Origin of the sequence: Myxococcus stipitatus DSM 14675, from assembly GCF_000331735.1 — a bacterium.
Lineage (GTDB): Bacteria > Myxococcota > Myxococcia > Myxococcales > Myxococcaceae > Myxococcus > Myxococcus stipitatus.
In genome coordinates, this window is the sequence record NC_020126.1 from 2,922,406 (window position 1) to 2,935,870 (window position 13,465).

The window sequence follows — 13,465 nt, forward strand, 5'->3', positions numbered from 1 at the left end:
CCTCGAAGCCCGGGACAGACGCCTGGCCCCCCGAGGAGCATTGCGGCGGCCGCCCGGCGGAGGAAGACTTCCGGCCATGAGCGTGCGCATCGAGAAGCGGGGCCCCGTCACCACCGTCATCCTCCAGCGGCCCGAGGTGCGCAACGCGGTGGATGGCGTCACCGCCCAGGCCCTGGCCGACGCGTTCCGCGCCTTCGACGCCGACACCGAGGCTCGCGTGGGGGTGCTGTATGGAGATGGTGGGACGTTCTGCGCGGGCGCGGACCTGAAGGCCGTGTCCGAGCGCCGATTGCCTCGGCTCGAGGTGGACGGGGACGGGCCCATGGGGCCCTCGCGCATGGTGTTGAGCAAGCCCGTCATCGCGGCCATCAGCGGCCATGCGGTGGCGGGAGGGCTGGAGCTGGCGCTGTGGTGTGACCTGCGCGTGGTGGAGGAGGACGCGGTGCTGGGCGTCTTCTGTCGGCGCTGGGGCGTGCCGCTCATCGATGGGGGCACGGTGCGGCTGCCCCGGCTCATCGGCCTGTCCCGGGCCCTGGACCTCATCCTCACGGGGCGTCCGGTGCGGGCCCCGGAGGCGCTGGCCATGGGGCTGGCCAACCGGGTGGTTCCTATCGGACAGGCGCGCGAGGCCGCGGAGGCGCTCGCCCTGGAAGTGGCCGCGTTTCCGCAGGCTTGCATGAACGCGGACCGGGCTTCGGCCTATGCGCAGGTGGGGCAGGGGCTGGAGCAGGCGCTGCGCCAGGAGTTCCTCTGCGGGGTGAAAGTGTTGGAGAGCGAATCCATGGCCGGCGCCACCCGCTTCGCGAAGGGGGCCGGACGACACGGGACGTTCGAGTAGCGCCGTCGAGGTAATGCGCGGCAAAGGGGGCTGTGTTAGTCCCCGCCCATGCGCTTCGACACCCTCGCGATTCATGCCGGCCAGGAGCCGGATCCAACTACGGGCGCCATCATGACTCCCGTCTACCTGAGTTCCACCTACGTCCAGGATGGGCCAGGGGAGCACAAAGGCTACGAGTACAGCCGGACGCACAACCCCACGCGCAAGGCGCTCCAGGACTGCCTGGCGGCGCTCGAGGGTGCGAAGCACGGCGCGGCCTTCGCCTCGGGCCTGGCCGCCACGGACATGTTGATGCACATGCTGGACGCCGGTGACCACGTCGTCGTCTCCGACGACGTGTACGGCGGCACCTTCCGCATCTTCGACAAGGTCTTCAAGCGCAGCGGACTGAACTTCTCCTTCGTCGACCTGTCCCAGCCGGGGGCCTTCGAGGCGGCCATCACGCCCAAGACGAAGATGGTGTGGGTGGAGTCGCCCACCAACCCGATGCTCAAGCTCATCGACCTGGCGCGCATCGCCGAGGTCGCCAAGAAGCGGGGCATCCTGGCCGTCGCGGACAACACCTTCATGACGCCGTACTTCCAGCGCCCGCTGGACCTCGGCTTCGACGTGGTGACGCACTCGACGACGAAGTACCTCAACGGGCACAGCGACGTGGTGGGCGGCTTCGTCTGCACCAGCCGCGAGGACGTGGCGGAGCGGATGTACTTCCTCCAGAACGCCGTGGGCGGTGTGTCCGGCGCGTTCGACAGCTTCCTCGTGCTGCGTGGCGTGAAGACGCTCCACGTCCGCATGGACCGGCACGCGCTCAACGCGATGAAGGTGTCCCAGTTCCTCGTCTCGCACCCGAAGGTGAAGAAGGTCACCTACCCGGGCCTGGAGACGCATCCGCAGCACGCGCTCGCCAAGCAGCAGATGAAGGGCTTCGGCGGCATGCTGACGTTCGACATCCACGGCGGCCTGGAGGCGGCGCGCCGCTTCCTCAAGACGACGAAGGTGTTCGCGTGCGCCGAGTCGCTCGGCGGCGTCGAGTCCCTCATCGAGCACCCGGCCATCATGACCCACGCGTCCGTGCCGAAGGAGACGCGTGAGAAGCTGGGCATCACGGATGGCTTCATCCGCCTGTCCGTGGGCATCGAGGACTCGCAGGACCTCATCGACGACCTGTCGCAGGCGCTCGACGTGGTGAAGTAGGCCAGGGTCCTCTTGGGCGGGTTCGAGGGCCTTCGTGCTCCCTGCGGGGGATTGCACGAAGGCCCTTCGTCCATCGGGAGACCTACGGGCGCGCGTCCTTCGCGAGGACCGCGGCCTCGAGTCGGGACATGGTGCGCTTGAGCTCGGCCATCTCGGACTTGAGGGCGTCGACCTCGGCGCTCTTCTCGCGCAGCTCCCGGGTGCGGACCTCGAGCGCCTGGATGGCCGCGAGGTTCACGCCGGAGATATCGAGCAGGCCGATGCTCTTGTTGTCCGTGCCGAGACCGAACGTGGCGCGGAAGTCCTGCGCGACGGGGCCCATGTGGCGCACGTCGGACTGCTCGGCCTTGTAGCGCCAGGTGGAGATGGGGAGGTTGGCCACCTTGCCGAGCAGGGCCTCGCCGTCGACCTGCCGGAAGTCGTCCTTCTCGTTGCGGTCGGACGTGCAGCGCAGCTCGGAGGTGTCGGACGGCACGTCACAGCCCAAGGCGAGGTTGGAGCTGGTGCGAAGCCGGATGCCGCCAGAGGCTCGCACGAGGAACTGATTGGGCGCGGTGACGGCGTGGACGTCGAGGCTCGACTGGTCACCGAAGACGAAGGAGCCAGGGAAGTTGCTGGTCGACACCCGATAGCCCAGCGCGATGCTGGAGTCGCCGGCGGCACTGCTGCCGTTGCCCAGGCACACGGAGTTGCGGCCGCTGGCGGTGCAGCGCTCGCCCATGGCGAAGGCTCCCTGCCCGTTGGCGGTGGTCAGGTTGCCACCGGCCCAGGAGTACAGGCCCACGCTGGCGCTGTCCCATTGGCCCTCCGCATTGCCCGCGCGGAAGGCGGCCTGGCGAGGCCACCACATGAGGCGCACGCCCGCGCCCGTCATCGGAATCAGTCCTTGGCCCGTCTCGCCGCGCGCCAGGATGCTGCCCGCGGAGTCCACGGTGAGCAGGGGGAACTTGTTCCACTTCACGCCCGTGCTGGCCGTGTTCTGGAGCCTCAAAAGCGTGGTGGGGGAGGTGGGAGGGGTGGTGGGGATTTCGGCCGCGACGTCGACGAGCAGCTCGGTGTTCGTCGTCATCCTTCCTTTCGTGGTGCCCTCACCCTTGAGGGAAAAGGAGGCGTCCTGGACGTTGTTGTTGAGGGCGTTCTGGATGTAGCTCCCGCTGTTCGGCAAGGGCTCGCGCGGGTTGGAGAGGCGCAAGTCATTGTCCGAGACGGGGAACTCCGCCCCGTTTCCGAACCGGAGGTTAAGCACGTTGTTGCTCAGCGCCAGGCCCGTGCCCACCTGCCACGTGGGACCGGGTGGCCCCGCGGGGCCTCGCTCTCCCTGCGGGCCGGGCGTGCCCTGGGTGCCCTGGAGACCTTGGGACCCCGTTGCACCGTCATCTCCACTGCAGCCGAGCCCCACGGCCGCGAACCCCAGCGCGACCAGCCACGTCTTGGCACTCATTTCGGTTCCTCCTGGAAATAGGGACCGGAGCTTAGCGCCCTACGCGCCAGGTCTTCCTGGGTGTTGATGCACCCGTGATGTCGCACCCGTTGGCGGCGGTCGGTGAGACGGCTCAACGTGTGGGTTCCCGCCCTGTATGAGGGCGGGCCCGGCACTGGCGGGCCAGAGGTGTCCGTCCAAGTGCGCCCGCCTGCGGGCAGCGGTCGAGGGTCCCCTCGGGGGGATGCTCGGCGAGGTGTGGCGTCAACACGCCTCGAGCCGTGGAGTGTCCGCTTGCGGCGGCCTGGTTCCCGGACGTCAGCGGGGAGCCGGGCCGACGCCGGACACACGCAGGTGTCCGGCGCGCGGCGAGGAATCACATACAGCGGTTTTCACAGACACCGATGACACAGGTCCAGCACGGCCCCACACAGGTGGGCCGGCACGCCGCGTTGGAGTATTCGCTGTCGGCGAGCACCATGCTGGGCGGGGTGCTCACCTGCTCACTGCACAGCGCATCCCCGTCCTCCCCGGTGAGCGCGGCGGGAGCTTCTCCCAACGACAGGGCGGCGAATCCCAGCACGAGCAACATGGACAGCAACATGGACCGCTGGCTCTTGAGCTTCGCGAACATGGTGTCTCCTGGTGATGCATGTCGGGTGTGGCTCGCCCATCTTGTCATGGGTGGAATGAAACGAGAAAGACGCGGAAGTGTGGTCACCTGTCGTGGCGGAGATTTCAATCCGTTGCCTCGCTCCCGGGGGCGGCCTATGGAGTGCGGGGAGAGGAGTTTCATGCGCTACTTCGAAGACTTCCAGCCCGGTGAGACGAGCGAGGCCGGGCCCTACGTCATCTCGCGCGAGGAGATCATCGCCTTCGCGAAGCAGTTCGACCCGCAGCCCTTCCACCTGAGTGACGAAGGGGGGCGCGAGGGCATCTTCGGCGGCATCATCGCGAGCGGATGGCACACCGCGTCCATCTGCCACAAGCTCGTGGTGGAGCACCTGCTGAAGGGCTCCGCGAGCCTGGGCTCTCCAGGGCTGGACGAGCTGCGGTGGCTGCGTCCGGTGCGGCCTGGGGACGCGCTGACCGCGCGGTTCGAGGTCGTCTCGACGACGCCCTCGCGAAGCAAGGCGGACCGAGGCGCCATCAAGTTCCGCTTCGAGGTCCGCAATCAGTCTGGCGAAGTGGTGATGACGGAAATCGCCAACGCGCTCTTCTCCCGGCGCCCCGAGGGCACGGAGGCGAAGTAGCGCGGCGGGCGGCTCGCGGAAGACGCGGAGCCGCCCAGGTCCGTCGGTGACGCAGCCTAGCCGCGGGTCAGCAGGGCGTTGAGGGCGGGGTAGGTGATGCCCGCTTCCGGCGGCGACACGGCGCCGCCATTGCGCAGGAACTCCGTGGTGAGCGCCGCCACGCGTCCCAGGGTGGCCGTGGCGATGTTCGCGCCCGAGCTGAGGCGGCGCGCTCCCAGCGCCTCCAGCTCCGAGGCATGCGCCATGCCCACCATCGCCATGACGTTCAGGGGCAGGCCCGCCTCGGAGGCGATGGCCTTGATGTCCGCGGGCGCCTTCACGCCGGGGACGAAGAGGCCATCCGCGCCCGCGTCGCGCAGGCGACGGGCGCGGGCCAGCGTCTCCTCGACGCGGCGCTCCGCCGGGCCGACTCCCCGCAGGAACACATCCGTGCGCGCGTTCACGAACAGGTCCGTGCCCTTGCGCGCCGCGGCGAGCTTCACGGCTTCAATCTTCGCGCACAGCAGGTCCACCGTCCCCGAGCCGTCCTCCAGGTTGATGCCGACGGCCCCCGCGTCCAACACCCCCGCGGCCAGCTCTCCCACCGCATGCGGCTCGCTCGAGTAGCCCCCCTCCATGTCCACCGTCAGCGGCACTTTCACCACCCGTGCGATGGAGGCCACCGCGTCCAGGAGCCGGCTCACCGGGAGCAGGTCTCCATCCGGGTAGCCCTGGGACCAGGCCAGGCCCGCGCTCGTCGTGGCGATGGCCTTGGCCCCCAGGCTCTCCATGACGCGGGCGCTTCCGGCGTCCCACGCATTGGCCAGCAACAGCAGTCCCGACTGGTGGAGCTGGCGAAACTCACGGAGGGAACTCGGCGGAGCAAGGGGCATGGAAAGGGTCCTCGAAGGGGAAGCGTTGGGCCGACTGCATAATGCCGAGGGGGATTTCAGGCAGCGGAAGAAGCGCGTGCCTTCGCTTCATGCGCCAGCAGCCAGCGCTTGCGCTCGATGCCACCCCCATAGCCGGTGAGCGAGCCATTGGCGCCCACCACGCGATGACACGGGACGACGATGCCCACGGGGTTCGCGCCATTGGCCATCCCCACCGCGCGCACCGCCGCGGGCCGGCCGATGCGCTGGGCCAGCGCCGAGTACGAGACGGTGTCTCCGCAGGGGATTTCGCGCAGCGCCGCCCACACCTCGCGCTGGAACGCGGTGCCCGCGGTGCGCGAGGGGAGGGGGTCGATGGCGTCCAGCCTCCCCGCGAAGTACGCCCGCATCATCTCGGTGAGGCCGCCGGGGTTCCGCCCTGCCTCGAGCACGTAGCCCTTCTCGCCATAGTGCAGCCGCAGCAACTGCCGCATGCGCCCGTCATGCTCCGTCCAGTCCACCGCGCGCAGGTGGCCCTCGGGGTCCGCGACGACGATGAGCTCGCCGATGGGCGTGTCCGTCTTGTCGATGATGAAGCGAAGCGTCTCAGCCATGACGTGCCTCCGGAAGTCGTGTGCGAGGGCCCGGGTCCGAGGCCCACAGGTGCTGCGCGGCATAGGCCCGCCAGGGCCTCCAGGGCTCCGCGCGTTGCAACAGGTCCTCGGGCGAGGGGCGCGCGCCCTCATCCGTCGCCGCGCTCCGCAGCAGCGCGACATCGCTGGCCGGGAAGGCGTCCGTCTCTCGCAGGGCGCGCAGTGCGATGTACTGCGCGGTCCACTCACCCACGCCTCGGATGGAGCGCAGCCGGGCGATGCCTTCCTCGACGGTGCCGAACGGATGGAAGAGGAGCGGGTCCGCCAGCGCCGCGTCCGCCAGGGCCTTCAGCGTGCCCTTGCGCGCGGAGGGCATCCCCAGGGCGGTCAGGTCCGCGCTCGCCACGCGCTCGGGGGAGGGGAAGGTCCGTCCCAGCTCCGGTGGCAGTCCCTCCGGCATCGGGAGGCCCTCGCCGCACAAGGCCACGAGCCGGCCGGCGAGCTTTCGCGCCGCCTCCACCGTCACCTGCTGGCCCAGAATCGCTCGCACCGCCAGCTCGAAGCCGTCCCACCCGCCCGGCGCTCTCAGCCCGGGCCGCAGCGCGACGAGGGGCGCGAGGAACGGGTCCTTGGCGAGGTGGGCGCCAATCACCTCGATGTCCGCGCCCACGTCGAACACCCGCCGCACACGCGCGACGACGGCCGGCAGCGACGCCACCCGCGGGAAGCGAATCGTCACCACCAGGTTGTTGCGCGCCGGCTCGTGCGACACCTCCACCGTGCCCACGCCACCGTCCTGGGACACCATCCGCCGGTAGCTCGTGCGAGAGACCTGCTCCACGCCGTCGATGGCGCGCGCGGCGAGGTACTCGAGCATCGAGGCCCAGTCATACGGAGGCCGGTAGCGAAGCCGCAGCGTCACGCCCGCCTCCGCCACCGCGCTGGAGGACTCCGCGGAGGCCGCGTGCTTGCGGCGGAGCGCGCCAGGCGGGCGTTGGTAGAGCGCCTGGAACGTCTCGTTGAAGCGGCGCACGCTGCCAAACCCCGAGGCGAGCGCCACCTCCGCGAGCGGCATCCGGGTCTCCTGGATGAGCTGCTTGGCGAACAGCACGCGGCGCGTCTGCGCGACGGCCACGGGGGTGGCGCCCAGGTGCTGCTTGAAGAGGCGGCGCAGCTGGCGCTCGCCCACGCCCAGCCGCTCGCCCAGGGCCTCGACGCCCGCCTCGCCGCTGTCCAAGGCGCCTTCCGCGATGAGGGCCAGCGCACGCGACACGGTGTTGGAGGTCCCTCGCCAGGAGGCCAGGTCCGGCGCGGTCTCCGGACGGCAGCGCAGGCAGGGCCGGAAGCCCGCCTCCTGCGCGGCGGCGGCGGACGCGTGGAAGGTGCAGTTCTCCTGCTTGGGCGTGCGGGCGGGGCAGATGGGGCGGCAGTAGATGCCGGTCGACGTCACTCCGACGAAGAGCCGGCCGTCGAAGCGGGCATCCCGCGTCTGAAGGGCGCGATAGCAGGCGTCGGAATCGAGCAGGTCCATGCCGGAACAGTGTCACCCACGCGCTGCCCGCGCTCGCGGTTTTCGGACATGAATGGCGCGGCCCCCCGCAAGCGTGAAGGGCCCCCCACCCGAGGTGAGAGGCCCTTCGCGTGAATCAACGGACGGACGGGGCGACGGCTAGGACGCCGTCGTGCGGTGCAGGAAGTCGATGAGGTCGATCTTCGTGACGATGGCGACGACCTTCTCGCCTTCCTTCACGACGGCGACGTTGTCCATCGCGAAAATCTCGCGCAGGCGGGCGATGCTCGTGTCCAGCGACAGCGCGCCCTGGAGCGGGGCGACGATGGAGTCGATGGCGTCGGCGAACTTCACCTTCCCGGCGACCAGCGCGTTGAGCAGGTCATACTCGTGCACCATGCCCACCGCGCGGCCGTCCTCGGACACCACGGGCATCTGGCTGATGCCGTGGCCGCGCATCGTCTCCACCACCTGGTCCACGCGGTCGCCCTTGCGCGCCGTCTTCACGTCGCGCTGCTTGGCGCCGATGATGTCGCGCACGGTGCCCGTGCCCTTGTCCTCCATGAAGCCGTTGTCGCGCATCCACTCGTCCGAGTGGAACTTGCTGATGTAGCTGCTGCCGGAGTCGGGGAGCACGACGACAATGGTCTTGCCCTTGCCCACTTCCTTCGCGAGCTGCACCGCCACGTGCACCGCCGCGCCGGAGGAGCCACCCGCGAAGATGCCCTCCTCGCGCGCCAGCCGCCGCGCCGCGATGAAGCACTGGCGGTCATCCACCTGGCGCACGTCGTCCACGACCTTGAAGTCCATGGCGCCGCACAGCATGTCCTCGCCGATACCTTCCACCTTGTAGACGTGCGGCTCGGTCATCTTGCCCGTCTTGAAGTAGCCCTCGTACACGGAGCCGACCGGGTCCACGCCCACGTTCTTCAGGCCCGGAATCTTCTCCTTGAGGTACTTGCCCGCGCCGCTCATCGTCCCGCCGGTGCCCAGGCCGGAGACGAAGTAGTCAATCTTGCCGCTCGTCTGCTCGTGAATCTCCGGACCCGTGAGGGCGTAGTGCGCCGCGATGTTGTCCGGGTTGTGGTACTGGTTGAGCATGAACGCGCCCGGCGTCTCGCGGTGCAGCCGCTTGGCCGTCTCGTAGTAGCTGCGCGGGTCCTCGGCGGGGACGTTCGTCGGCGTCACCACCACCTGGGCGCCCAGCGCCTTCAGGCGGTTGATCTTCTCCAGCGACATCTTGTCCGGCATCGTGAAGATGCACTTGTAGCCCTTCACCGCCGCCGCCAGCGCCACGCCCATGCCGGTGTTGCCGGAGGTGTTCTCGACGATGGTGCCGCCGGGCTTGAGCTTCCCCTCCTTCTCGGCCTTCTCGATGATGTACAGCGCCATGCGGTCCTTGATGGACGCGCCCGGGTTCATGAACTCGCACTTGACCAGCACGGTCGCGTCGTTGGGACCGACGAGCTTGTTGAGCTTGACCAGGGGCGTGTTGCCAATGGCGTTGAGGATGTTGTCGTGGATGTCCATCGCGGCTTCCAGAAAAAGAGGGGTTCGCGGCGCGTCTTATATGCCGCCGGCGAGGCCCGGTCGACAGCGGGAGAAGGGCTCCCGTGTCGAGGGGTAACAGTGTCCACCGGGGAGATTTTCCAGGGGGGGCCGTCCAGGGGCCGGGCGGCCGGGGGCTCGCGACGCGCCGCGACTAGAGTCCGCTGGGCTGCGTTGTCGCCGTTGCCTGCGCGACAGGGGAGGGGGCTTGGGGGCATTCCCCCCGCGGGGCCTTTGACGCGCACCGACGCCCCTCCGATACTCTGGCGCCACTACCCCCTTGGAGAACCCCGTCGATATGGAACTCGAGGCCGCCCTGCGCGACCAGGTGGGACAGGCCATTGGCCGTCCCGTGCCCATGGCTCCCATCAAGAAGCTGAAGGGAGACGCGAGCAATCGCTCGTACTACCGCGTGGGTGCCCCGCCCGAAAGCTGGGTGGTGATGGAGATGCCGCTCAACGCGACGAAGAAGAGCGAGGAGGCCACCAAGGGTGAGCCGCCGAAGGAGCTGCCCTTCGTCAACGTCCACCGCTACCTCCAGAAGCTGGAGGTCCGCGTGCCCCACATCCTGCGCTACGACGAGCCCGCGGGGATGATGGTGCTGGAGGACCTGAGCGACATCACCTTCGAGTCCGCGCTGGAGGGCGGCAAGCACCATGAGGCGCTCTACACCCGCGCCATCGACCTGCTCGCGCGCCTGCGCGCCAAGGCGGAGAAGCACCAGGACCCGGACTGCCTGGCCTTCACGCGCTCCTTCGACGAGGACCTGTACGACTGGGAGCTGCACCACTTCCGCGAGTGGGGCCTGGAGGCCTGGAGCGGGAAGCAGCCCACGCCCGCCGAGCGCGCGGAGCTGGACAGCACCTTCCGCGCCATCGCGAAGCAGCTGGCCGCCGCGCCCCGAGGCTTCACCCACCGCGACTACCAGAGCCGCAACATCATGGTGAAGGAGGGCGAGCTGGTGGTCATCGACTTCCAGGACGCGCTCCAGGGCCCGCGCCAGTACGACCTGGTCGCGCTCTTGCGCGACAGCTACGTGGAGCTGGAGCGGCCCTTCGTGGAGGCCATGCTGGACCGCTACATCGCCACCTTCGAGGAGGCGAGCGGCGAGCGAATCGACGCGGTGGAGTTCAAGGCGTTCTTCGACCTGCTCACCGTGCAGCGCAAGCTGAAGGACGCAGGCCGCTTCGAGTTCATCAACCGCGTGAAGGGCAACCCGGGCTTCCTCGTCTCCATCCCCGCGTCGCTGCGCTACGTGCGCGAGGCGTTCCGTCAGCGGCCGGAGCTGCGAGGGCTGCAGGCGCTGGTGTCGAAGTACGTCCCCGAGCTGGCCCCCTGAGCCACTCATCCCAGGAGGGGAGTCGACGATGAAGGCGATGGTCCTCTGCGCGGGTCTGGGCACCCGCCTGCGTCCGTTGACGGAAGCCTGGCCCAAGCCGGCGCTTCCCTTCCTGGGGCAGCCGCTCCTGCGCTACCACCTGGCGGTGCTGAAGGCCGCCGGCGTGACCGCGGTGGGCATCAACACGCACCACCTGCCGGAGACGATGGAGGCGGTGGCTCGCGAGGAGTGTGAGCGCGCCCGGCTTCCGCTCCACGTGGTGCGCGAGCCCGTCATCCAGGGCACGGGCGGCGGCATCCGCGGCCTGCGGGACTTCCTCTCCGACGGGGACTTCATCGTCTACAACGGGGACATCCTCTACCCGGTGGACCTGCGGCCGGTGGTGGCGATGCACCAGGCCTCGGGCGCCATGGCCACCATGGTGTTGCTGCCCATGCCGGAGGGAGAGAAGTACGCCTCGGTGGAGATGGACGCGGCGGGGCGCGTGCGCCGCATCGCGGGCCGAGGGCCGGGGGGCGAAGGGCTGATGCCGTGGCACTTCACCGGTGTCCACGTGATGTCCCCGCGCGTCTTCGACTTCATGAGTCCGCAGGGGGCCGAGGACATCTTCCGGGACGTCTTCGCGCGCGCGATGGAGGCGGGGCAGGGGGTGCGGGGCGTTCGCGTGGACGGGTACTGGTCCGATTTGGGCACGCCGTCGCGCTATCTGGCCACGGTGCGGGACGTGCTCGCGGGTCGGGTGCGGCTCGAGTGGCTGGGCGCGGACTCGCCGCTGGCGGGCACGGTGCGCGGGCCCGGCTCGTCGTGGGCGCACCCGGATGCCCACGTCTGTGGGGCGACGGTGGAGGGCCCCGCGTACTTTGGCCGGGGCGTGCGCGTCGCCGATGGGTCCTTCGTGGGCGCCTCGGTGTCGCTGGGGACGGGGGCGAAGGTGGGCTCGGGCGCTCGGCTTCAGAGCACCGCCGTCTTCGAGCAGACCGAGATTGCCTCGGGTGAGACGCTCACCGAGGTGCTCGCGTGGGGAGCGCACCGCATCCCCGCGCCGTTGACGGGGCGCTGACGACGGCTGGGTGGGGCCTCGCGAGGTGCCCGGCTTCCAGAGGCCGCTGCTGGCTCGAGCGCCGCGCGAGTCCTCCGCGCGGCGCCGGGGGCCGAGGCTCAGGCCGGGTGATAGCGGGCCAGCACGCAGGTGACGTTGTCGTTGCCGCCCGCGGCGTTCGCCATGTCGATGAGCTGGGAGCACGCCTTGTCCAGCTCCGGCGTGCGCCCGAGAATCTCCTGCATCTGCGGGTCCGTCACCATGCCGCTCAGGCCGTCCGAGCACAGCAGGAAGACGTCGCCCGGCTGCGGCTCCACGCGGGAGACGTCGACCTGGACGGCCTCTTTCATGCCCAGGGCGCGGACGATGACGTTCTTGTGCGGGAAGTTCTCCACTTCCTCGGGCGAGAGCTTCTTCGCCTTGAGGTAGTCGTTGAGAAGGGAGTGGTCCTCGGTGATCTGCTTGAGGACGCCCGAGCGGAAGAAGTACACGCGGCTGTCGCCCACGTGGCCGACGTAGGCGACGTCGCTGGCGAAGTGCACGCTGACGATGGTCGTGCCCATGCCCTTGTACTTCGACTCGCTGCTGGCCTTCTCGAAGATGCGCGCATTGGCGAGCTTGATACCGGTGGCCAACCGGTTCTCGTCATAGTTGCGCTGCTTGTCCATCTTGAAGGGCCAGGTGCTGTCCTGGTCCTTGGACGTCATCTTGTAAAACTCACCCAGCTCGTCCACGGCGATGCGGCTGGCGATTTCGCCCGAGGAGTGACCTCCCATGCCGTCCGCGACGATGAAGAGGAACTCGTCGGGCAACATGAGGAAGTTGTCCTCGTTGTGGTTCCGCTTCATCCCGACGTGGGTGCTGCCGGCTACCTCGATGCGCATGCGCGGGGACTCTTCTAAGGGGACGAGAAACTGGCGGCGCACGTTAACAAAGCGCTCGGAAAACGGTCAAAAGACGTGCTCTCCCGCCGGTCAGGCAGGGGACACCGGGGCCTGGGAGGCAGGCTCGAAGCTCAGCCGGTCCCCCTCCTGGGTGCCGCTGGCGGCCAGGACCCCCGCGGGAAGCTCCAGGACGGAGCGTGCTTGGAAGTACACCGATGTCGCACGCCATGGGGGGAGTGCAAGCATCTGCTTGACGATGCGCCCCTGGGCGTCCAGGAAGGCGACGTCAATGGGGATGCGCATGAAGAACGTGTGGATGGAGTTGCAGGGCTGGATGTGGAGGCCCTCGCCCACGGCGAGCTCGGCGCGGCCCATCAGCCCCTTGAAACGCTGGACGAAGTTCGTTGCCTTCTCGGCCCGGTCCGCCAGCGGCCGTTGCCGCGTCTCGTTGGTCACCTTCCAGCGCATGTAGCGCGTTCTACCCCATGCTCGAGCCCCTGGCGCGTCCTCTGCATCTGGTTCTGGTCTCTCCTCAGATTCCCCCCAACACGGGCAACGTCGCCCGGCTGTGCGCGGTGACGGGCTGCCGGCTCATCCTGGTGGAGCCCCTGGGGTTCTCCATCGATGACCGCCAGCTCAAGCGGGCGGGGCTGGACTACTGGGACAAGGTATTTCTACGGCTGTACCCGACCTATGCGGCGTACGTGGAGGCGTACCCGGACGCCCGGCGGTGGCTGTTCTCGGCCCGGGCGGAGCAGTCCTTGTATGAGGCCCGCTTCGAGGAGGGGGACCACCTGGTGTTCGGCTCGGAGGTGACGGGGCTGTTGCCGGAGGTGATGGAGGGGGGGACGGGGACGGCGCTGGGGATTCCCATGCTGGAGGGGCGGCGGAGCATGAACCTGTCCACGGCGGTGGGGGTGGGGACGTACGAGGCCCTGCGACAGGTCTGTTTCGCAGGGGCGGGCAGGCGGGCCCCCTCGGCAAGTTGAGGGGCGG

At 69.2% G+C, this 13,465-nt stretch carries 14 protein-coding genes; 6 read left to right on the forward strand and 8 right to left on the reverse strand.

The window, feature by feature from the left end:
* Window positions 1-76: 76 nt before the first annotated feature.
* Complete coding sequence (locus tag MYSTI_RS11460) at window positions 77-838, forward strand: crotonase/enoyl-CoA hydratase family protein (protein ID WP_015347907.1); 762 nt, start codon at window positions 77-79, stop codon at window positions 836-838.
* A 48-nt stretch (window positions 839-886) separates the two neighbouring features.
* Entirely contained in the window at window positions 887-2,032 is a 1,146-nt protein-coding gene (locus tag MYSTI_RS11465; protein ID WP_015347908.1) for a cystathionine gamma-synthase, read from the forward strand.
* Between the two features lie 82 nt (window positions 2,033-2,114).
* Here the strand turns inward: MYSTI_RS11465 and MYSTI_RS40660 are convergent, their stop codons facing one another.
* Both MYSTI_RS40660 and MYSTI_RS11475 read right to left on the reverse strand, forming a co-directional pair.
* Window positions 2,115-3,473 carry a tail fiber domain-containing protein gene (locus tag MYSTI_RS40660; RefSeq protein WP_015347909.1) on the reverse strand — a complete coding sequence of 453 codons (1,359 nt, stop codon included), beginning with the start codon at window positions 3,471-3,473 and terminating at the stop codon, window positions 2,115-2,117.
* A 355-nt stretch (window positions 3,474-3,828) separates the two neighbouring features.
* A complete protein-coding gene (locus MYSTI_RS11475; RefSeq protein WP_015347910.1) occupies window positions 3,829-4,086 on the reverse strand; it encodes a hypothetical protein in 258 nt (85 codons plus the stop codon).
* A 160-nt stretch (window positions 4,087-4,246) separates the two neighbouring features.
* Between MYSTI_RS11475 and MYSTI_RS11480 the strand changes: the two genes are divergently transcribed.
* Window positions 4,247-4,705 (forward strand): MaoC family dehydratase, encoded by a 459-nt coding sequence (locus tag MYSTI_RS11480; RefSeq protein ID WP_015347911.1) that lies wholly within the window; start codon window positions 4,247-4,249, stop codon window positions 4,703-4,705.
* 56 nt (window positions 4,706-4,761) lie between these two features.
* Here the strand turns inward: MYSTI_RS11480 and MYSTI_RS11485 are convergent, their stop codons facing one another.
* From MYSTI_RS11485 to MYSTI_RS11500, 4 genes are all read right to left on the reverse strand, one after another.
* A complete protein-coding gene (locus MYSTI_RS11485; RefSeq protein ID WP_015347912.1) occupies window positions 4,762-5,577 on the reverse strand; it encodes an isocitrate lyase/PEP mutase family protein in 816 nt (271 codons plus the stop codon).
* A gap of 56 nt (window positions 5,578-5,633) precedes the next feature.
* Window positions 5,634-6,170, reverse strand: coding sequence for a methylated-DNA--[protein]-cysteine S-methyltransferase (gene ogt, locus MYSTI_RS11490; protein ID WP_015347913.1), 537 nt, complete (start codon window positions 6,168-6,170; stop codon window positions 5,634-5,636).
* A complete protein-coding gene (locus MYSTI_RS11495) occupies window positions 6,163-7,680 on the reverse strand; it encodes an AlkA N-terminal domain-containing protein (protein WP_015347914.1) in 1,518 nt (505 codons plus the stop codon). The genes ogt and MYSTI_RS11495 overlap by 8 nt, the downstream gene beginning before the upstream one ends.
* A 138-nt stretch (window positions 7,681-7,818) precedes the next feature.
* Window positions 7,819-9,189: a pyridoxal-phosphate dependent enzyme gene (locus MYSTI_RS11500; RefSeq protein WP_015347915.1), complete on the reverse strand. Its 1,371-nt coding sequence runs from the start codon at window positions 9,187-9,189 to the stop codon at window positions 7,819-7,821.
* Window positions 9,190-9,505: 316 nt separating this feature from the next.
* On the opposite strand from MYSTI_RS11500, the gene MYSTI_RS11505 reads away from it, so the two are divergent.
* Window positions 9,506-10,546 carry an aminoglycoside phosphotransferase family protein gene (locus tag MYSTI_RS11505; protein ID WP_015347916.1) on the forward strand — a complete coding sequence of 347 codons (1,041 nt, stop codon included), beginning with the start codon at window positions 9,506-9,508 and terminating at the stop codon, window positions 10,544-10,546.
* 28 nt (window positions 10,547-10,574) lie between these two features.
* Window positions 10,575-11,606, forward strand: a complete 1,032-nt coding sequence (locus tag MYSTI_RS11510) for a nucleotidyltransferase family protein (protein WP_015347917.1) — start codon at window positions 10,575-10,577, stop codon at window positions 11,604-11,606.
* Window positions 11,607-11,704: 98 nt separating this feature from the next.
* Here the strand turns inward: MYSTI_RS11510 and MYSTI_RS11515 are convergent, their stop codons facing one another.
* Window positions 11,705-12,469, reverse strand: a complete 765-nt coding sequence (locus MYSTI_RS11515; RefSeq protein WP_015347918.1) for a Stp1/IreP family PP2C-type Ser/Thr phosphatase — start codon at window positions 12,467-12,469, stop codon at window positions 11,705-11,707.
* 90 nt (window positions 12,470-12,559) lie between these two features.
* Window positions 12,560-12,937, reverse strand: a complete 378-nt coding sequence (locus MYSTI_RS11520; RefSeq protein WP_015347919.1) for a DUF192 domain-containing protein — start codon at window positions 12,935-12,937, stop codon at window positions 12,560-12,562.
* Window positions 12,938-12,954: 17 nt separating this feature from the next.
* Here MYSTI_RS11520 and MYSTI_RS11525 point away from each other — a divergent pair, with 17 nt between their 5' ends.
* On the forward strand, window positions 12,955-13,458 hold the full coding sequence (locus tag MYSTI_RS11525; protein ID WP_015347920.1) for a tRNA (cytidine(34)-2'-O)-methyltransferase: 504 nt from the start codon (window positions 12,955-12,957) through the stop codon (window positions 13,456-13,458).
* The last annotated feature ends 7 nt before the right edge of the window (window positions 13,459-13,465 follow it).

Bases quoted from the DNA above. Each gene is read 5' to 3' on its own strand.
- MYSTI_RS11460 (WP_015347907.1), top strand. From the start codon at position 77: ATGAGCGTGCGCATCGAGAAGCGGGGCCCCGTCACCACCGTCATCCTC.
- MYSTI_RS11465 (WP_015347908.1), top strand. From the start codon at position 887: ATGCGCTTCGACACCCTCGCGATTCATGCCGGCCAGGAGCCGGATCCA.
- MYSTI_RS40660 (WP_015347909.1), bottom strand. From the start codon at position 3,473: ATGAGTGCCAAGACGTGGCTGGTCGCGCTGGGGTTCGCGGCCGTGGGG.
- MYSTI_RS11475 (WP_015347910.1), bottom strand. From the start codon at position 4,086: ATGTTCGCGAAGCTCAAGAGCCAGCGGTCCATGTTGCTGTCCATGTTG.
- MYSTI_RS11480 (WP_015347911.1), top strand. From the start codon at position 4,247: ATGCGCTACTTCGAAGACTTCCAGCCCGGTGAGACGAGCGAGGCCGGG.
- MYSTI_RS11485 (WP_015347912.1), bottom strand. From the start codon at position 5,577: ATGCCCCTTGCTCCGCCGAGTTCCCTCCGTGAGTTTCGCCAGCTCCAC.
- ogt (WP_015347913.1), bottom strand. From the start codon at position 6,170: ATGGCTGAGACGCTTCGCTTCATCATCGACAAGACGGACACGCCCATC.
- MYSTI_RS11495 (WP_015347914.1), bottom strand. From the start codon at position 7,680: ATGGACCTGCTCGATTCCGACGCCTGCTATCGCGCCCTTCAGACGCGG.
- MYSTI_RS11500 (WP_015347915.1), bottom strand. From the start codon at position 9,189: ATGGACATCCACGACAACATCCTCAACGCCATTGGCAACACGCCCCTG.
- MYSTI_RS11505 (WP_015347916.1), top strand. From the start codon at position 9,506: ATGGAACTCGAGGCCGCCCTGCGCGACCAGGTGGGACAGGCCATTGGC.
- MYSTI_RS11510 (WP_015347917.1), top strand. From the start codon at position 10,575: ATGAAGGCGATGGTCCTCTGCGCGGGTCTGGGCACCCGCCTGCGTCCG.
- MYSTI_RS11515 (WP_015347918.1), bottom strand. From the start codon at position 12,469: ATGCGCATCGAGGTAGCCGGCAGCACCCACGTCGGGATGAAGCGGAAC.
- MYSTI_RS11520 (WP_015347919.1), bottom strand. From the start codon at position 12,937: ATGCGCTGGAAGGTGACCAACGAGACGCGGCAACGGCCGCTGGCGGAC.
- MYSTI_RS11525 (WP_015347920.1), top strand. From the start codon at position 12,955: ATGCTCGAGCCCCTGGCGCGTCCTCTGCATCTGGTTCTGGTCTCTCCT.